Annotated in this window: 16 protein-coding genes and 2 pseudogenes; 16 read left to right on the forward strand and 2 right to left on the reverse strand. The window is 69.7% G+C overall.

What is annotated here, in order from left to right; translation table 11 throughout:
• Positions 1-59: 59 nt before the first annotated feature.
• From QFZ26_RS14080 to QFZ26_RS14090, 3 genes are read left to right on the forward strand one after another with little or no spacing between them, the layout of a single operon-like run.
• Positions 60-2,489 carry a DNA polymerase III subunit gamma and tau gene (locus QFZ26_RS14080; protein WP_307043153.1) on the forward strand — a complete coding sequence of 810 codons (2,430 nt, stop codon included), beginning with the start codon at positions 60-62 and terminating at the stop codon, positions 2,487-2,489.
• Between the two features lie 3 nt (positions 2,490-2,492).
• Positions 2,493-3,089, forward strand: a complete 597-nt coding sequence (recR, locus tag QFZ26_RS14085; RefSeq protein WP_307043155.1) for a recombination mediator RecR — start codon at positions 2,493-2,495, stop codon at positions 3,087-3,089.
• Between the two features lie 45 nt (positions 3,090-3,134).
• Positions 3,135-3,488 carry a YybH family protein gene (locus QFZ26_RS14090; protein ID WP_307043157.1) on the forward strand — a complete coding sequence of 118 codons (354 nt, stop codon included), beginning with the start codon at positions 3,135-3,137 and terminating at the stop codon, positions 3,486-3,488.
• 27 nt (positions 3,489-3,515) lie between these two features.
• On the opposite strand, the gene QFZ26_RS14095 is transcribed toward QFZ26_RS14090, so the two are convergent.
• Positions 3,516-3,647 (reverse strand): hypothetical protein, encoded by a 132-nt coding sequence (locus QFZ26_RS14095; RefSeq protein ID WP_307043159.1) that lies wholly within the window; start codon positions 3,645-3,647, stop codon positions 3,516-3,518.
• A gap of 109 nt (positions 3,648-3,756) precedes the next feature.
• On the opposite strand from QFZ26_RS14095, the gene QFZ26_RS14100 reads away from it, so the two are divergent.
• The 10 genes from QFZ26_RS14100 to QFZ26_RS14145 all read left to right on the forward strand — a co-directional run bounded on the left by QFZ26_RS14100 (position 3,757) and on the right by QFZ26_RS14145 (position 15,399).
• Positions 3,757-5,031 (forward strand): aspartate kinase, encoded by a 1,275-nt coding sequence (locus QFZ26_RS14100; protein ID WP_307043160.1) that lies wholly within the window; start codon positions 3,757-3,759, stop codon positions 5,029-5,031.
• A 206-nt stretch (positions 5,032-5,237) separates the two neighbouring features.
• Positions 5,238-6,299, forward strand: coding sequence for an aspartate-semialdehyde dehydrogenase (locus QFZ26_RS14105; protein WP_307043161.1), 1,062 nt, complete (start codon positions 5,238-5,240; stop codon positions 6,297-6,299).
• A 30-nt stretch (positions 6,300-6,329) separates the two neighbouring features.
• A complete protein-coding gene (locus tag QFZ26_RS14110; protein ID WP_307043163.1) occupies positions 6,330-7,055 on the forward strand; it encodes an SGNH/GDSL hydrolase family protein in 726 nt (241 codons plus the stop codon).
• 177 nt (positions 7,056-7,232) lie between these two features.
• Entirely contained in the window at positions 7,233-8,528 is a 1,296-nt protein-coding gene (locus QFZ26_RS14115; RefSeq protein WP_307043165.1) for an ABC transporter substrate-binding protein, read from the forward strand.
• Positions 8,525-9,514, forward strand: a complete 990-nt coding sequence (locus QFZ26_RS14120) for a carbohydrate ABC transporter permease (protein ID WP_307043167.1) — start codon at positions 8,525-8,527, stop codon at positions 9,512-9,514. The genes QFZ26_RS14115 and QFZ26_RS14120 overlap by 4 nt, the downstream gene beginning before the upstream one ends.
• Complete coding sequence (locus QFZ26_RS14125; protein WP_307043169.1) at positions 9,511-10,416, forward strand: carbohydrate ABC transporter permease; 906 nt, start codon at positions 9,511-9,513, stop codon at positions 10,414-10,416. The genes QFZ26_RS14120 and QFZ26_RS14125 overlap by 4 nt, the downstream gene beginning before the upstream one ends.
• Positions 10,413-12,113, forward strand: a complete 1,701-nt coding sequence (locus QFZ26_RS14130) for an amylo-alpha-1,6-glucosidase (protein WP_307043171.1) — start codon at positions 10,413-10,415, stop codon at positions 12,111-12,113. Before QFZ26_RS14125 ends, QFZ26_RS14130 begins: the two co-directional genes overlap by 4 nt.
• A gap of 135 nt (positions 12,114-12,248) precedes the next feature.
• Positions 12,249-13,562 (forward strand): ABC transporter substrate-binding protein, encoded by a 1,314-nt coding sequence (locus tag QFZ26_RS14135; RefSeq protein ID WP_307043173.1) that lies wholly within the window; start codon positions 12,249-12,251, stop codon positions 13,560-13,562.
• 2 nt (positions 13,563-13,564) lie between these two features.
• The gene (locus QFZ26_RS14140; RefSeq protein WP_307043175.1) at positions 13,565-14,533 is read left to right on the forward strand and encodes a carbohydrate ABC transporter permease; all 969 of its coding nucleotides are present in this window, start codon (positions 13,565-13,567) and stop codon (positions 14,531-14,533) included.
• On the forward strand, positions 14,530-15,399 hold the full coding sequence (locus tag QFZ26_RS14145; RefSeq protein ID WP_307043178.1) for a carbohydrate ABC transporter permease: 870 nt from the start codon (positions 14,530-14,532) through the stop codon (positions 15,397-15,399). Before QFZ26_RS14140 ends, QFZ26_RS14145 begins: the two co-directional genes overlap by 4 nt.
• Before the next feature lie 32 nt (positions 15,400-15,431).
• Here QFZ26_RS14145 and QFZ26_RS14150 read toward each other — a convergent pair whose 3' ends face one another.
• Positions 15,432-16,088 (reverse strand): GntR family transcriptional regulator, encoded by a 657-nt coding sequence (locus QFZ26_RS14150; protein WP_307043180.1) that lies wholly within the window; start codon positions 16,086-16,088, stop codon positions 15,432-15,434.
• Between the two features lie 247 nt (positions 16,089-16,335).
• Between QFZ26_RS14150 and QFZ26_RS14155 the strand changes: the two are divergent.
• From QFZ26_RS14155 to QFZ26_RS14165, 3 genes and pseudogenes are all read left to right on the forward strand, one after another.
• Positions 16,336-17,775: pseudogene (locus QFZ26_RS14155) on the forward strand (beta-galactosidase); the annotation flags it as partial.
• Positions 17,776-17,893: 118 nt separating this feature from the next.
• Positions 17,894-17,986: pseudogene (locus QFZ26_RS14160) on the forward strand (hypothetical protein); the annotation flags it as partial.
• A 96-nt stretch (positions 17,987-18,082) separates the two neighbouring features.
• Complete coding sequence (locus QFZ26_RS14165; RefSeq protein ID WP_307045089.1) at positions 18,083-18,295, forward strand: Beta-galactosidase C-terminal domain; 213 nt, start codon at positions 18,083-18,085, stop codon at positions 18,293-18,295.
• The last annotated feature ends 4 nt before the right edge of the window (positions 18,296-18,299 follow it).

Here is an 18,299-nt window from a genome sequence, read left to right on the forward strand (position 1 = left end):
CGCATCGTACGCCCGGGACATCCGGCCGCGGTGTCAGACGCGGCAACTACGATTGAGGCGTGGTCACCGCCCTCTATCGCCGCTACCGGCCCGAGACGTTCGCCGAGATGATCGGCCAGTCCCAGGTGACGGAGCCGCTCATGACGGCGCTCCGCACCGATCGCGTCAATCACGCGTACCTCTTCAGCGGCCCTCGCGGCTGCGGCAAGACGACGTCGGCGCGCATCCTCGCGCGCTGTCTCAATTGCGCAGAGGGCCCAACGGATGTCCCGTGCGGCGTGTGCCCGAGCTGCATCGAGCTCTCCCGGGGCGGCGGCGGCTCGCTCGACGTCGTCGAGATCGACGCGGCCTCGCACAACGGCGTCGACGACGCGCGCGACCTCCGCGAGCGCGCGGTGTTCGCGCCGGCTCGCGACCGCTACAAGATATTCATCCTCGACGAGGCGCACATGGTGACGCCGCAGGGCTTCAACGCGCTGCTGAAGCTCGTCGAAGAGCCGCCCGAGCACATCAAGTTCATCTTCGCCACGACTGAGCCCGACAAGGTGCTCGGCACGATTCGCTCGCGCACGCACCACTATCCCTTCCGGCTCGTTCCGCCCGCGCCGATGCTCGAATACGTGCAGCAGCTCTGCACCGAAGAGGGTGTCGAGGTCGCACCGGGCGTGCTGCCGCTCGTCGTGCGCGCCGGCGGCGGGTCGCCCCGTGACACCCTCTCGCTGCTCGACCAGCTCATCGCCGGCTCCGAAGGGCCCACCATCGACTACGAGCGCGCCGTCGCGCTGCTCGGCTACACGCACGGGGCACTGCTCGACGAGGTCGTCGACGCGATCGGCGCGAGAGACGCCGCCGGCGCGTTCGCCGCGGCCGACCGCGTGGTGCAGACCGGGCAGGACCCTCGGCGATTCGTCGAAGACCTGCTCGAGCGCCTCCGCGACCTCATCGTCGTCGCCGCATCCTCGCCCACCACGGCGGCGGCCGTGCTGCGGGGCGTGCCCGAAGACGAGCTCACCCGCATGGCCGCGCAGGCGGCCGCATTCGGTCAGGCCGAACTGTCGCGCGTTGCCGACCTCGTGAACCAGACGCTCACCGAGATGACCGGCGCCACGTCGCCGCGATTGCACCTCGAGCTCATGCTCGCTCGCGTGCTCGTGCCGTCATCCGACGACACCGAGCGCGGGGCCCTCGCCCGTGTCGAACGGCTCGAGCGCCGCGTCGGCGTGAGCGATGCCTCGACCGATGCCGCGGTCGCGGCGTCGCCCGAGCGTCCCGCCGTGAAGCAGCAGCCCGCGGCACGAACCGCAGCGGCGTCGACGTCGCCGCGATCGAACTCGGCGGTCGCCGGGGCCGGTCCGGCGGGGGCAGCGGCGGGCGCGTCCGAGGGCGGGGTCGATGCGCCGACAACAGAGTCTGCGCCTGCTCCCGGACCCACTCCCGCGCGCACCGCGGGCGCGTCGGGTGCCGCTCCCGAATCCGTCGCGCCGGTCGCGCCGCCCGCGGCATCCGCTCCGGTGCAGCCGGTGGGGCCGGTCACGCTCCAGCAGGTGCGCGACGCGTGGCCCGAGGTGCTCGCATCGCTGCAACGGACGAAGCGCAGTGCCTGGATGGTCGCATTCACGGCGCAGGTGCGCGAGTTCCGCGACGGCGACGTGCTCGTGCTCACCTTCCCGAGCGAGCACGATGTCGCAGGCTTCCGCGGCGGTGCACCCGGCCAGAGCGTGAGTGAGCTCCTGCGCGGCGCCATCATCGAGGTGCTCGGCGTTCGCGTGAAGTTCATCGCGAGGGTCGAGGGTTCCGGCGGCGGCCCGGCGCCAGCCGCACCCGATGTCGACGCGCCGGGCGGCGGGCATGCCGTGCCGCAGGCACCCCGCGACGCTGCCCCGGCGGCCACGGCGCTTCCGAGCGCCCCCACGACCGCAGCCTCGGCCACGGGCCGGCCGGCGGCCACCACCGCATCGGCGCCGACATCCTCGGGCCGCACGGCGAAGCGTGCGCCGGCCTCGACCGCTCCCGCCGAGCCCGTCGATTCGTGGGCGACGGTGGCGATTCCCACCGATCCCGACGTCGAGTCGAGCGGCACCTCGGCCGCGGCGGCGGTTTCGACCCCGCGCACCGCCACGGCGGTCGCGGAGCGCGAACCCGAACCGTCCGTCACCGCGCGATCGCGCCCGGCCGGTCCGGGCCCCGCGCCCGCCGATGCGCCGGTCCCCGTGGCAGACGACGTTCCCGTGCCAGACGACGCCGAGGCGCCGCCCGAAGACGACGAGCCGCCGTTCGACCCGGGTCCCGAGCCAGAGGTCGTCGTCGAGGCGTCCGTGCCCGTGCGCCCGATGCGTTCGAGTGCACGCGGCGCACGCGGCGCCGATGCATCGGCCGCTGGCGGCGGTATTCAGCGCTACGGCGAGGCCGTCGTACGCGAGGTGCTCGGCGCGACCTTCCTCGAAGAGGTCGAAGCGCCGGCACGTCCCGGCTTCGGGGAGCGTGGGTAGCCCGTGTACGAAGGCATCGTCCAAGAGCTGATCGACGAGCTCGGCCGGCTCCCCGGCATCGGCCCCAAGTCGGCTCAGCGCATCGCATTCCACATCGTGCAGACCGAGCACTTCGACGTGAGCCGGCTCGCCGAGATCCTCATGCAGATCCGCGAGAAGGTGCGGTTCTGCGAGATCTGCGGCAACGTCTCCGAAGAGGCGACCTGCTCGATCTGCCGCGACCCGCGGCGAGACCCTGCACTCATCTGCGTCGTCGAAGAGGCGAAAGACGTGGTCGCCATCGAGCGCACGCGTGAGTTCCGCGGGCTCTACCACGTGCTCGGCGGCGCCATCAGCCCCATCGACGGCATCGGGCCCGATGAGCTCCGCATCCGGCAGTTGATGCAGCGTCTCGCCGACGCCACGGTCACCGAGGTCATCATCGCGACCGACCCGAACCTCGAGGGCGAGGCGACCGCCACCTACCTCAGCCGGCTCCTCACGACTCTCGAGATCCGCGTCACCCGGCTCGCCTCGGGGCTGCCCGTGGGCGGCGACCTCGAGTACGCCGACGAGGTCACCCTCGGGCGTGCCTTCGAGGGCCGGCGCGTCGTCACCTGACCCGGCCCCTTGACGCTCACTCCGACCGGGTCTAGAACGGAAGGCATGGCGAACCGGGGATCGGAATGGGTCGCGGACTACGTGTCCGCGTGGGAGTCGAACGATCCCAGCGAGATCGGCGCGCTCTTCACCGACGACGCCGAGTACCTCACGAGCCCCGACGCCGAGCCACGTCGCGGGCGCGACGCCATCGTCGCCGGCTGGCTCGAAGACCACGACGAGCCGGGCACGTGGAGCTTCGACTGGGAGGTCATCCACGAATCGCCCGAGCTCGTCCTCGTGCAGGGGCGCACCGACTATCCCGCCGAGCGGATCTACCTCAACCTCTGGGTGATCCGACTCGACGAATTCGGCCGCGCGACGTCGTTCACCGAGTGGTACATGCCGCGAGAGCACTGAGCACGGCGCCGAGTCGGGGCGCCTCCGTCAGCGCAGCACCTCGACGAGCACGACCCACGCCCTGGCGATGGCGGTCACGATCGCGAGCACCGACCCGATCGCGGCGGCGGTGAGGCCGGGGGCGTCGACCAGCCATCGAGGGCCCCACCATGACCGCACTCTACCCGCGCCGTCACATAGCCGGACGCGCATGCGCCCCGCCATATGATGGTTGCTCCGGCGCCGACCACCCGAGCGGCCGCCAGCGACACCACCCCTGGGAGACCACGTGAGCTTGATCGTGCAGAAGTTCGGCGGGTCATCCGTCGCCGACGCCGAGAGCATCAAGCGGGTCGCCAAGCGCATCGTCGAGACCCGCAAGGCGGGCAACGACGTCGTCGTCGCGGTGTCCGCCATGGGCGACACGACCGACGAGCTCCTCGACCTCGCCAACGAGGTCAGCCCCATGCCCGCGCCGCGCGAACTCGACATGCTGCTCTCGGCCGGCGAGCGCATCTCCATGGCGCTCCTCGCGATGGCGATCAAGAGCATGGGCCACGAGGCCCGCTCCTTCACGGGCAGCCAGGCCGGCATGATCACGGACGCCACGCACGGCGCCGCGCGCATCGTCGACGTCACTCCCGTGCGACTCCGCGAGGCCCTCGACGAGGGAGCGGTCGTCATCGTCGCCGGGTTCCAGGGCTTCAACCGCGACACCCGCGACATCACGACGCTCGGCCGGGGCGGCAGCGACACCACCGCCGTCGCGCTCGCCGCGGCCCTCGAGGCCGACGTGTGCGAGATCTACACCGACGTCGACGGGGTGTTCACATCCGACCCGCGCGTCGTGCGCCGAGCACGCAAGCTCGACAAGATCACGAGCGAGGAGATGCTCGAGCTCGCGGCATCCGGAGCCAAGGTCCTGCACATCCGCGCGGTCGAATACGCGCGTCGGCACGGCGTGACCCTGCACGTGCGTTCGTCGTTCAACAACAGCGAGGGGACGATCGTCTACGACCCCTCGCGTCTTCCCGAAGGAGCAACTGTGGAAGAGTCCGTCATCGCCGGTGTCGCGGTCGACCTGACCGAGGCCAAGATCACGGTCGTCGGCGTTCCCGACCGGCCCGGCGTCGCCGCGAAGATCTTCAAGATCGTCGCGGGCGCCAACGCCAACGTCGACATGATCGTGCAGAACGTGTCGGCCGCGTCGACCGGACGCACCGACATCTCGTTCACGCTCCCGAAGTCCGACGGCGAACGCACGCTCACCGCGCTCGCGGGCGCGCAGGACGCCATCGGCTTCCTGTCGCTGCAGTACGACGACCAGATCGGCAAGCTCTCGCTCGTCGGCGCCGCCATGCGCTCGGCGACGGGCGTGTCGGCCAGGCTCTTCGAGGCCCTGTACGAGGCCGGCATCAACATCGAGATGATCTCGACGAGTGAGATCCGCATCTCGGTCGTCACGCGAGCCGACAGCGTGCATGGCGCCGCGCGTGCCGTGCACACGGCGTTCGAGCTCGACGGCGACGACGAGGCGATCGTGCACGCCGGCACCGGGCGCTGACCCGGCGCGACCGGGCACTGACCCGGCGCGACCGGGCACTGACCGAGCTCTGACCGGGCGGATGTCGCACCGCCGATCGTCGAGATCCGTGCCGATCACGGGGTGATCCTGCCAAGATTCCGCGAACGGCCGCTCCGAACCGCGAGTGCTGGGACAATGGAAGAACGCTTTCCGACGGCTCGCCGTCGGACGATGGAGGGGTACACGTGGGCAACACCAACGGAGTGAACATCGGCGTCGTCGGCGCCACCGGCCAGGTCGGCGCGGTCGTGCGGCGCCTGCTCGAGGAACGCGACTTCCCGGTCGCCTCGATCCGCTACTTCGCGTCGGCCCGCTCGGCGGGCTCGACGCTGCCCTGGAAGGGCCAAGAGATCGTCATCGAAGACGCGTCGACGGCCGACCCGAGCGGCCTCGACATCGCGATCTTCTCCGCGGGTGCCACGACCTCGAAGGCGCAGGCGCCGCGGTTCGCCGCCGCCGGCGTCACCGTCATCGACAACTCGAGCGGCTTCCGCATGGACCCCGAGGTCCCGCTCGTCGTCAGCGAGGTGAATCCCCACGCGATCGACGGGGCCGTGAAGGGCATCATCGCCAACCCGAACTGCACGACCATGGCCGCCATGCCGGTGCTGAAGGTGCTGCACGACGAGGCCGGCCTCGAGCGACTCATGGTCTCGACGTACCAGGCGGTGTCGGGCGCCGGGCTCGCGGGCGGCGAAGAGCTGCTCGAGCAGGCCCGCGCGGCACTCGAGCAAGACACCATCGGGCTCGTGCACGACGGGGCATCCGTCGCCTTCCCCGCTGCCGACAAGTTCCCGCGCACGATCGCGTTCGACGTGATCCCGCTCGCCGGCTCCATCGTCGACGACGGCGACTACGAGACCGACGAGGAGAAGAAGCTCCGCAACGAGAGCCGCAAGATCCTCGAGCTCCCGGGCCTCCGCGTCGCGGGCACGTGCGTGCGCGTGCCGGTCTTCACGGGTCACTCGCTCTCCATCCACGCCGAGTTCGCGAATGCGATCACGCCCGAGCGTGCCACCGAGCTGCTGGCGGATGCCCCGGGCGTCGCGCTCTCCGACGTGCCCACGCCGCTGCAGGCCGCCGGCAACGACCCGAGCTACGTCGGGCGCATCCGTCAAGACCAGTCCGCCGCCGAGGGCAAGGGCCTCGTGCTCTTCATCTCGAACGACAACCTGCGCAAGGGTGCAGCGCTGAACGCGGTGCAGATCGCCGAGCTCGTCGCCGCGAAGCTGCCGGCGGCGGTGTAGCCGCCGCGGTTCCGCAGGAGCGCTGAGCGGATGCGGGCGACGAGCGGGCAGCGGTCGCGGTCGTGGCGACGACCGTCGCTCGGCTCGGCCCGCGCCGCCGTGCCGCTGGTGGTGCTCGCGTGCCTTGCGCTTGCCGGCTGCGCGTGGTCGGCGTCCGACCCGGATGAACCGGTTCCGCCGTCCGACGGCGCGACGATCGCCGCCTTCTACGGCGATTCGTATACCCGCGGAACGGGCGCGACCGCGCCCGAGCGCCGATGGTCGACGATCGTGTGCGACGAGCGAGGCTGGTACGAGTTCAATCCCAGCGTCGATGGGCTCGGGTTCGTGAACAACCGCGGCCTCGCCCTCGAGGGTGATCTCGTCGACCAGATCGTCGCCCACGAACCGCCACCCGACATCGTGATCGTGACCATGGGGCTGAACGACAACTTCTCGATGCCGTCCCGCGCCGACGAGATCGAGGCCGCGATCGAGGAGGACCTCGAGCGCTTCCGCACGGAGCTGCCCGATGCTCGGGTCGTCGTCGTCGAGCCGTTCTGGCACCAGGACGACCGCCCCGACTCGGTCGAGCAGATCATCGAATGGGTCGAGGCGGCGGCCGAGCGCGTGGGTGCCGACTACATCGACGGGGCGTCGCGGTGGCTCGAGGGGCATCCGGAGTGGATGGCCGACGACGTCATCCACCCGAACGACGAGGGCTACGCGCAGATCGCCGAGCGCATGGACGCAGAGCTCGAGCAGCTCGGCCTCTGATTCCGGCTACCGAGCCGGCGTCGCATCGCTGCCTCCTCGCGCTCTCCAACGCGCGAGCGAACCGGAATGTCCGCTTCGATCTTGACTCTTCTGAGTTTTGTATACAGAATACCGAGCGACGCAAGTTCCCGAGCCCGCTCCCGGGCCGGCCCCTGCAATGATGAAAGAGGTGGCGGAATGCCCCGCGCGAACTCGAAGATGAGGCGCCTTCTGGCGATCGGTGCCGCCGGCGCCGTAGCAATCGGCCTGGCAGCGTGCAGCGGCGGTGGAGGTGCATCCGATGCCAGTACCGTGGTCTGGTCGACGTGGGGAACTCCCGAGGAGCTCACCCGCTTCGAGGAGTTCAACGCCGAGTTCATGGAGCGCCACCCCGACATCAAGGTCGAGCTGCAGCCGGTGGCCAGCTACTCCGACTACCACTCGAAGCTCCTCGCCCAGCTGACGAGCAACACCGCACCCGACGTGTTCTACATCGGCGACGACAAGATCGGGCAGTTCGTCGACGCGAAGGTGCTCAAGCCGTTGACCGAGCTCATGGAGTCCGACGCGAGCGAGACCAAGCCCGACGACTTCTTCCCGGGCCTCTTCGGCGCCGCCGAGCTCGACGGCGAGATCTACGCCGCCCCGAACGACTCGAACCCCGACGTGCTCTGGTACGACAAGCAGGCACTCGAGGCGGCCGGCGTCACCGAGGACCCCGCCACGCTCGCCGAGAACGGCGAGTGGACGACGGCGAAGTACCTCGAGATGAACGACAAGCTCGCCGCCGCGGGCCTCACCGGCTCGATGTTCTGGAATTACTGGGCCACGCACTACAGCTGGATCTCGTCGCAGGGCGGGACTGCCTACGACGACTCGGGCTTCGTCGGCAACACCGACTCCACCACGGTCGAGGCCGTCGAAACGCTCGGAAGCTACTTCCAGGACGGCACGTTCGTCGTGGCCGACTCGATGCCCGAGGGTGCTGGAGCCGACAGCGTCTTCGTGACCCACAAGGCCGGGTTCTTCTCGCAGGGCCGGTACACGATCGGCACCGTCATGAGCGCGGGTGAGCAGGACAGCTACGACATCGTGCGCTGGCCGACTCCCGACGGGCAGGCCGCCCCCACCGGCGTCGCCACGTCGTACCTCGCGATCAACGGCAAGACGAAGGCGGAGGACGCCGCCTTCACATTCTGGACCGAGTTCCTCTCGGCGGAGGGGCAGGTCTTCCGCCTGCAGGGCGGCGGCAACGCCGTTCCGTCGATCAAGGGCGCCGACGAGGTCGTGCTCGAAGACGGTTACCCCGCGCACGCGCAGACCTTCCTCGACATGCGTGACATCGGGTTCGAGGACTACGCCGCCGAGGCCGTCGTTCCCGGCCTCTCGACCGACGTCAGCGACCTGTTCCTGAAGCTCTACGAGGGCAAGGCCGACGCGCAGGGCACGCTCGACGCGGTCGCCGACCTCGTCGCCGAGAAGTCGGGCGAGTGAGCAGCACCATGACCGTCGCGACGGATGACATCGTGGCCGCCTCGGCCCGGTCGTCTGCGCAACCCGCACCATCCGCGCGGGGCGGGCTCCGGAAGGAGTCCGCCTGGCGGCGGCGCGACCGCCGCTGGGGCTACGTCTTCATCGGCCCGCAGGTGCTGGGCATGGCCGTGTTCGTGCTGCTGCCCTTCACCGCGAGCCTCGTGCTCGCGTTCGCCTCGTGGGACGGCCTGACCGAGCTCACCTGGGTCGGCCTCGAGAACTTCACCGCCCAGCTGCAGGATGAGCTGCTGCTCCGCTCGATCGTGAACACGCTGCTCATCGCGCTGATCACGGTGCCGATCGGGCTCGGGCTCGCGGTGGTCGTCGCCGTGGCGCTCGAGAAGCTGAAGACACGCACCCTCTACCTGATCCTGTTCTTCGCGCCGGTCGTGACGAGCACGGTCGCCGTCGCGATGATCTGGCAGCAGATGCTGCGCGCCGACGGGGTGCTGAGCGAGACCATCTCCAAGGTGTTCGGCATCGCGCCGCCCGACTGGCTCGGCGATCCCGCACTCGCACTGCTCTCGGTGTGCATCATCTCGATCTGGTCGTCGCTCGGCCTGAACGTGATCATCTTCCTGGCCGGCTTGCAGAACATCTCGCCGTCGGTCATCGAGGCGGCGCGCATCGACGGCGCCGGCGCCTGGCGGTTGTTCCGGAGCATCCGGATGCCCCTGCTCTCGCCGATCATCTTCTTCTCGTCGATCGTGGCGTTCATCTCGTCGTTGCAGACCTTCGACACGGTGTTCGTGCTCACCGCCGACGCCGGGCCCGACAATGCGACGCGCACGATCGTGTACCACATCTACGATCTCGGGTTCGGGCGATTCGAGTTCGGACCGTCGAGCGCGGCATCCGTGATCCTGCTGCTGCTCACGCTCGTGATCACCGCCATCCAGTTCGGCGCACAGAAGAAGTTCGTGCACTACGAGGACGAGGCAGCATGACCGCCGCAGACATCGAGACCGCCCTCGTCGGCCGGCCCGACCTCGAGCACCCGCCCAGAGGCGCCACGAGCGGCAGGCGTCGCGCCGGTGCGACGGCCCTGCACCTCGCGCTGGTCATCGCGGGCGTCGCGATGGTGTTCCCCTTCGCGTGGATGCTCATCACCTCGTTCAAGACGCTCCCGCAGCTGCTGCAGGATCCGCTGAGCTTCTGGCCGGCACCGTGGACCGTCGACAACTACGTCGAGGCGTGGAATGCGGTGCCGTTCGGCCAGGCCTACGTCAACAGCATCTACATCGCGGTACTCGCCGTGGTCGGCACCCTGCTCACGGCGTCGATGGCGGGGTACGCGTTCGCGCGCATCCGCTTTCGAGGCAGCCGCGTGATCTTCATCGTGTTCCTCGCGACGCAGATGATCCCGAAGCAGGTCACGCTGATCCCGTTCTACCTGCTGATGAGCCAGTTCGGATGGGTCGACTCCCACCTCTCGCTCATCGTGCCGGCGATGCTCGTGAACCCGTTCGCGGTGTTCCTCATGCGGCAGTTCGTGCTCTCGCTGCCGAAGGAGCTCGAGGAGGCGGCCCTCGTCGACGGCGCGGGTCGCTGGCGCACCTTCTGGAGCATCATCCTGCCGAACCTGAAGCCGGGCCTCGGCGCGCTCAGCATCATCGTCGCGCTCGATGTGTGGAACAGCTTCCTCTTCCCGCTCGTGCTGCTGAACTCGCCCGACCTGTTCACGGTGCCGCTGCTCCTCTCGAGCTTCCGCGGGCAGTTCGGCTCGATCAACTATGGGCTCGTGATGGCGGCGTCAGCACTGGCGACGATTCCGATGCTCATCGCGTTCGTGATCGGCCAGCGCCGCATTCTCAACAGCATGGCCGCGTCGGGGCTCGGCGGGCGATGAGGGCCACAGCGACGGATGCCCCGGCGCTCGCCGCGCTCGCGGGCGAGCACCTCGACCTCGTGCGCGCGCCGTTCACGCTGCCGCGCTCGCGGCTGCTCGTCTTCCGCGAGGGCGACGGGGTCCGTGTGCACACCTCGGAGTACGAGCGGTCGCTCGCCGAGTGCCGAGTGCTCGACTCGCTCGTCGTGCGCGATGCGCACGACGCGGTGCTGCCGATCACGCGGGTGCTGCCGCAGCGGGTGGAGTTCGGCGGCGGCTTCGCCACGCTGGTCTTCGCCGGGCCGGGCGCGCTGAGCGTCGGCATCGCGGCGGGCAAGGCGGTGGATCGGTTCACCGTCGAATGGACGACACCGGGTGGCGCCACGACCCGCTGCACGCTGGATGCGGCCGGTCCGGCGGTGCGTCTCGACATCGCCGCCGACCGCAGCCTCAGCGCCGGGGCATCCGTCGCCCATCTCGCGAACGCCGCCGCGAGCGAGGCGATCTGGCTCGATTGGTTCTCGCGCTGCCCGCTCGTGCGCGACGACCTGCAGTCGATGACCGCCCTCTGCTGGTGGGTGCTCGGCGCGAACATCGTCGAACTGCCTGCGCTCGGCAGCGCCCGTGCGGTCGTGCCGTCGAAGATCGGCTACGTCGGGCTCTGGCAGTGGGACGCGTACTTCATCGCCGTCGGACTGCGCCACGGCGACCCCGAGCTCGCGCGCGAGCAGCTCGAGCTCGCGTTCCGGTTCGCGAGTGACGACGGGCAGCTGCCCGACGTCGTGCACGAGCACGGTGTGCTCGCGACGAGCGACGACCTGCCCCGCGCCGACCGCGATCGACTGCGACGCGCGGGTTCGACGATCGCCGACCCGGCGGCCCCCGTGCCGCTCACCAAGCCGCCGCTCGCGGCTTGGGCGCTCGCCAAGGTGCTCGAGGTCGAGGAGGCGGATGCCTGGGCGCGCGCGCAGCTCGTGATCATCCGCCGCTCGCAGGACTGGTGGTTCGCCGGCTCGGATCTCGACGGCGACGGGATGCCGGAGTACGGGCATCCGTATTCGTCGGGGCTCGACGACAGCCCCATCTTCGACGGCCCACTGCCGACGACCTCGCCGGATCTCGCGGCCTACCTCGTACGGCAGGACCTCGAGCTCGCTCGATTCGCCGAGCAATTCCGCGACGCGGATGCCGCGCCCCACGTCGCTCGTGCCGAACGCACGCTCGCGCTGCTGCTCGGCCTCTGGGATGACGAGCGCGGGCTCTTCCACGCCAAGGCCGCAGGGGAGCGCGTCGGCAGCGACACCGTCGTCGGGCTCATGCCGCTGCTCACAGGACGTCTGCCCGAGCCGATCGGCGAGCGGCTGCTCGCCGCGCTCGCCGACGAACGCCGCTTCGCGACGCCGTGGGCTGTGCCGACGGTCGCGGCATCCGACCCCGATTTCTCGCCCGAGCGGATGTGGCGTGGGCCGGTGTGGGTCAACACGAACGTGCTCGTCATCGAGGGGCTCCGTGCGTCGGGGCATCCCGATGCCGCTCGCGAACTCGCGGAGCGCACGGTCGCGCTCGTGATGCACGGCGGCGGGCCGCACGAGTACTTCAACTCGGTCACGGGGGAGAAAGCGCCGACGGCGACCACGGCGTTCGGGTGGTCGGCCGCCCTGTTCATCGACCTCGCGGTCGGCCTTTCCGGGCCGGCAACACTTCCGCAGGTCGAGTAGCGCGAAGCGGTTCGACACCCGCGGGCCTCGACACGGCGGACGCGCCCCACTCGGCCGGCGAGCAGGGGTGCTCGGAAGCATCCGCTGTATTCAATATTCAGTCACGTCACCGTTGATCAAAGACAAGGAAGTCACATGAAACCACGCACCCTGCTGCTCCCCGCTGCCACGCTGGCGGTCGCCGCGCTCTTGTCCGGCTGCGCCATGGGCGGCGGTCCGACGACGGCGCCGATCGTGCTCGACCCCGACGCGAAGGTGTCGGGTGAGATCACCGTGTGGTCGTGGGATGTCGCGGCCACCGCCCTCGAGCGCCTCGCCGCGGACTTCGAGGCCGACCACCCCGACACGACGGTGAAGGTCGTCGACGTCGGCTACGACAACGCCTACGACAAGCTCTCGGTCGGCCTGCAGGCCGGCAGCGGGCTGCCCGACGTCGTGACGATCGAGACGGACCGGGCGCCCGGCTACATCAACGAGTTCCCGACGGGGCTCGTCGATCTCACACCCGTGCTCGGCGACGACGAGGCCGACTTCGACCCGTTCAAGTGGTCCGCGCAGTCCGACTCCGACGGCGCATTGAAGATCGCGCCGTGGGACTCCGGCACGGTCGGGCTCTTCTACCGCAGCGACTACTTCGCCGACGCGGGCATCGACCCCGCCTCCATCGAGACGTGGGACGAGCTCGTCGCCGCAGGCGAGACCATCAAGGCGGCGACGGGCCACACCCTGCTCTCGCTCGACGTGGCGACCGGTGCGGGCTTCCAGATGCTGCTCCAGCAGCAGGGGCAGGGCCTGTTCGACGACGACGGCGACATCACGATCACCTCGCCCGAGGCGGTCGAGGTGCTCACCCTGCTGCAGACCATGAACGAGAAAGGGCTGCTGAAGAACGTCAAGGGCTGGGACGGCCGCGTCACCTCGGCGAAGGACGGCGATTCGGCGGTCACACCCGAGGCGGTCTGGTGGATCGGCACGCTGCTCGGCGATGCACCCGAGCTCTCCGGCACGTACGGCGTCACCGAGCTGCCGGCGTTCGGGGAGGGCGGCGTACGCACCTCGAACAGCGGCGGCTCCGGCCTCGCCGTGCCGGCGCAGGCCGAGAACCCGCACCTCGCTGCGGCGTTCGTCGACTACGTGCTCGCCGACGCCGACCGCCAGGCGTCGATGATGGAGCAGGAGGGCCTCTTCCCGTCGTACCTGCCCGCGTTGCAGGGCGACTACTTCCGGGAGCCGCAGGAGTACTTCGGCGGGCAGCCGGTGTACGAGCTCTTCGCCGAGCAGACCGCGAACATCCCGCCGATCACGTTCACGACCGACAACGCCGAGGCGAGTGACATCGTCGCCAACGCGGTCGTCGCGGCCGTCCTGAACGGCGCCGACCCGGCGACCGCGCTGCAGGATGCCGCGGAGCAGATCGCGACCGCGACCGGGCGCGAGATCGCCGAATAGCCGTGGCGATCACGACGCAGACCGACCGCGAGCGCGGCGAGCGCGATCAGCGCCGCCCGCACGGCCAAGGTCGTCAGGCGACGGATGTCGCGCCCCGCCGCGCCCGGACGATGGGGCGCAGGCTCCAGCGTCCGGGCGCGTGGTTCGCGCTGCCCGCCGCACTGATGCTCGCGATCTTCTTCACCTACCCGCTCATCACGTCGCTCTGGCAGAGTTTCTTCGCGACCTCCGGCGGGGTCTCGACCTGGGTCGGCCTCGAGCAGTACGCACGGCTGCTCCGGGATCCGCTGGTCGGCAAGAGTCTCCTGAACGCGGGGATCATCCTCGTCGTCCAGGTGCCGCTCATGATCGCGCTCGCGGTGGGGCTCGCGTACCTGCTGAACCAGTCCTGGTTGCGGCTCCGGTCGGGCTTCCGGCTCCTGACGTTCCTTCCGGCGGTGACGACGCTCGTCGCGTATGCCGTCGTGTTCCGGGTGATGCTCGCGACCGACGGCGGCGCGGTCAACCAGCTGCTCGCCGTCTTCGGGGCCGGGCCGATCGACTGGCTGAACAACGAGTGGTGGGCGCGCATCGCGCTCATCGCGGCGATCACCTGGCGCTGGACCGGCTACAACATGGTCATCATCCTCGCCGGGCTGCAGTCGATCCCCGCCGAACTCTACGAGGCCGCGCGCATCGACGGTGCGGGCAGGTGGCAGATCTTCACGAGGATCGTCATCCCGCAGCTGCGTCCGGTGCTCATCTTCACGACCGTGACCTCGACGATCGGCGCACTGCAGCTCTTCGACGAGAACTACATCCTCACCGAGGGAGGGCCGAACGACGCGACGCTCACCCCGGTGCTCTACCTGTACAAGGTCGGGTTCCGGCAGTTCGACTTCGGCTACGCCTCCGCGATCGCCTGGCTGCTCGTCGGGCTCACCGCGATCATCGCGATCGTCCAGTTCCGGCTCATGAGGGAGAAGCAATGAGCACCACGACCGCCCCGCCCCGGGCCGCCGCTCCTGCGGCGGCGATGCGCCGAGGCATCCTGCACGCCCCCGTCTACCTCCTGCTCGCGGCCGCGAGCGTGCTCGCCGTGCTGCCGTTCCTCTGGATGGTCATCGCCTCGACCCACGAGACCTCCGACCTGTTCGGCACACCGCTGCCGGTGCTGCCCGGCGGCGAGCTGTGGGAGAACCTCGCGCGCCTGCAGGAGTCGGTGAACTTCAGCCAGGTGATGCTGAACAGCCTCGGAATCGCCGTCATCTACACGGTGTTCTCGTCGATCGTCAGCATCATGTGCGGCTACGGGCTCGCGACGTACCGGTTCCGAGGCCGCGGCATCCTGCTCGGCGTCGTGCTCGTGACGATGATGATCCCGATGCAGGTGCTGCTGGTGCCGCTCTTCCAGATGATGGCGAGCGCTGGATGGATCGACAGCTACCAGGCCGTCATCCTGCCGTTCCTGGCGAACGCGTTCGGCATCTTCCTCATGCGGCAGGGCTTCCTCGACTTTCCGCCGACCCTCATCGAGGCGGCGCGCATCGACGGGGCGAACGAGTTCCGCATCTTCTACCGCATCGTGCTGCCGGTCGCGCGGCCGCAGATCGCGGCGCTCGTGATCTACACCTTCATCAGCCAGTGGAACGCGTTCATCTGGCCGCTGCTCATGCTCAACACCGAGGACAAGTACACGGTGCCGGTCGCGCTCAACACGATGATCGGCATGTCGCGGGTCGACTACTCGGGCCTCATGCTGGGCTCGCTGCTCGCGACCCTGCCCCTGATGATCCTCTTCCTGGTCTTCCAGAAGCAGTTCGTGTCGGGCCTGCTCGGCGGCGCCGTCAAGGGTTGAGCGAGCGGATGCCGGAAGGGCTGCCTCGACCGTCAGGCGGTGAAGTAGGGGCTCGACGCATTGTCGAGGATGCGGCGCATGCCGTTCATCCAGTTGGCCTTGAGCGCAACGACCGCTCCTGACACGTCGCCGTCGGCCAGGTGATGGGCGATCTCGGCATGCTCGGCGGCGACCCGCTCGACCATGACGTCGTTCGGCACGAGGAGCGACTCGTAGCGGTGGAAGGCGCCGCGCACGCTCGCGATGACGTCGAGCAGACGCCGGTTGGGACACGCGGAGAGCATGATGCCGTGCCACTCGTCGTCTTTCGAGACCACGAGTGCGTGCTCGACCACCTCCTGGTCGAACTCCGCGGCGAGGCGGGAGAGTCGAGCACCGATCGCGCGCAACTCGTCGAGCGGGCTGAGCTCGAGTGCGAGGCTCTCGAGTGCCGCCATGACCGGGGCGAGGTCCTCGAACTCTTGGGCGCTGAGCGAGACGAAGCGGAAGCCCTTGCCGTTCTCGCTCTCGATCTGCCCCTCGCTCTCGAGCGCGATGAGCGCCTCGCGGAGGGGTGTCCGGCTGACGCCGAGCTCGGTGGCGAGCTGCACTTCATTGATGCCCTCGCCGGGCTGCACCTCACCGGAACGCATGCGCGCGAGCAGTTCCTCACGCACCTGCGAGCGGAGGCTCTTGCGTTCGATCGCCATCTGTCCTCGTCTTTCGGGGTGCGGCCGTCGCGGCAAGCCTAGGGCTTGACCGGGTGCGGCATCCGGCTTACGGTGGCTGTATACAGAATACAATGAGCAACACCCACCTGTAAACCTTTGACCTCGGAGAGGAGACGGCATGCCCGACGACACACCCCGGAGCATCCGCCTCGATGCACTGGCCTACGGCGGCGACTACAACCCCGACCAGTGGCCGGAGGAGACCTGGCACGACGACGCGCGACTCATGCGCGAGGCCGGCGTCAACCTCGTGAGCCTGCCGGTGTTCTCGTGGCCGCAGCTCGAGCCCCGACCCGGTGAATACGACTGGGGCTGGCTCGACCGGGTGATCGACGTGCTCTGGGATGCCGGCATCCGCATCGACCTCGCGACGGCCACCGCCACGCCGCCGTCCTGGCTCGTGCGCAGCCACCCCGAGATGCTCCCGTGCGATGAGCACGGCCGCCGCCTCGGATTCGGCTCGCGGCAGGCCTACTGCCCGAGCTCGCCGGTCTGGCGCGAACACGTGGCACGGATGGCCCGCGCGATGGCCGAGCGCTACGGAGAGCACCCCGCGCTCGCGCTGTGGCACGTCTCGAACGAGTACGGCGATCACGTGTCGCGCTGCTGGTGCCCCGAGTCATCCGCTCATTTCCGCCGCTGGCTCGAAGCGCGCTACGGCGACCTCGACGGGCTCAACGACGCCTGGGGCGTGAACGTCTGGGGCCAGCGCTACACCGAGTGGGCGCACATCGAGGCGCCGCGCGCGGCGACCGGGCCGATCAACCCGACGCACCTCCTCGACTTCGAGCGTTTCTCCTCCGACGCGTTGCTCGAGCTCTTCCGGGTCGAGGTCGACGTGCTGCGCGCGGTGACCCCCGACATTGCGGTGACGACGAACTTCATGAGCCTCCTGCGCGACCTCGACTACTGGGACTTTGCAGCCGCCGAAGACCTCGTCACTGACGACGCATATCCCGATCCCGCGGACCCGAACGCCCACGTGCCGGCCGCGCTCAACTACGGGCTCATGCGCTCGCTGAAGGGCGGGCAGCCGTGGCTCCTGCTCGAGCAGGCGGCGAGCGCCGTGAGCTGGCGTGACGTCAACGTGCCCAAGGCGCCCGGCAGGATGCGCATCGACAGCCTGCAGGCCATCGCGCACGGCTCCGACGGCGCGATGTTCTTCCAGTGGCGTCAAGCCAAGTACGGCCAGGAGAAGTTCCACTCGGCGATGCTCGGGCACCGTGGTGAGGCATCCCGCAGCTTTCAGGAGATGAAGGCGCTCGGCGCCGAGCTCCAGCGGCTTGCACCGGTTCGCGGCACGCGAGTGCGGGCATCCGTCGCGCTCGTCGTCGACTGGGACTCGTGGTGGGGCTCGTCGGCCGCCGAGTCGCTGCCGTCGCAACGGCTGAACTGGCTGGCGCAGGCGCGCGCCTGGCATGCAGCCTGCCACGCGCTCGGACACCCGGTCGACACGGTTCGCGCGACCGGCCCGTTCGACGGGTACGACGTCGTGCTGGTGCCGAACCTCTACATCGCGGATGCCACGCAAGCCGCATCGCTCGCCGCGTTCGTCGCCCGGGGCGGCCAGCTCGTGGTCGGGCCGTTCTCGGGCGTCGTCGACGCCACCGAGAAGGTGCACGAGGGCGGCGCGCCCGGACCGCTGCGCGACCTCCTCGGCGTCGAGGTCGACGAGCACTGGCCTGTACCCGACGGCCTCGCCGAGCGCGTGCAGTTCGGCGCCGGCGGCGAGTTCGCGAACCCGGTGTGGGGCGGAGTGGCTCGAGGTGCACGAGGGCACCGAGGTGGTCGCCCGCTACGCGAGCGGCGAGCTCGAGGGCCGCCCCGCCGCCACTCGCCGCGTGCACGATGCCGGCTCCGCGTGGTACCTCAGCGCCGTGCTCGAGGCATCCGGCACCATCGCGCTCATGCGTGCCGTGCTCGAGGCTGCCGGGCTCCCGGCCCGCGAGCGACCGGAGACCGACCTCGAGGTGGTGACCCGCAGCGATGAGTCCACCGACTACACCTTCGTGCTGAACCACGGTCGCACCGAGCGCACGGTCGACGTGCCCGCCGGCGTGCTCGACCTGCTGGGCGGCGAGACGGTCACCGGTCGGCTGACGCTCCCGCGCTACGGCGCCGCCGTGCTCGCCGCACCGCGCGCGGATTCCGCCCCCTCCATCACCCTGTCCGACACCACCGACTGAGGCA

The organism is Agromyces ramosus (genome assembly GCF_030817175.1).
Classification (GTDB): domain Bacteria; phylum Actinomycetota; class Actinomycetes; order Actinomycetales; family Microbacteriaceae; genus Agromyces; species Agromyces ramosus_A.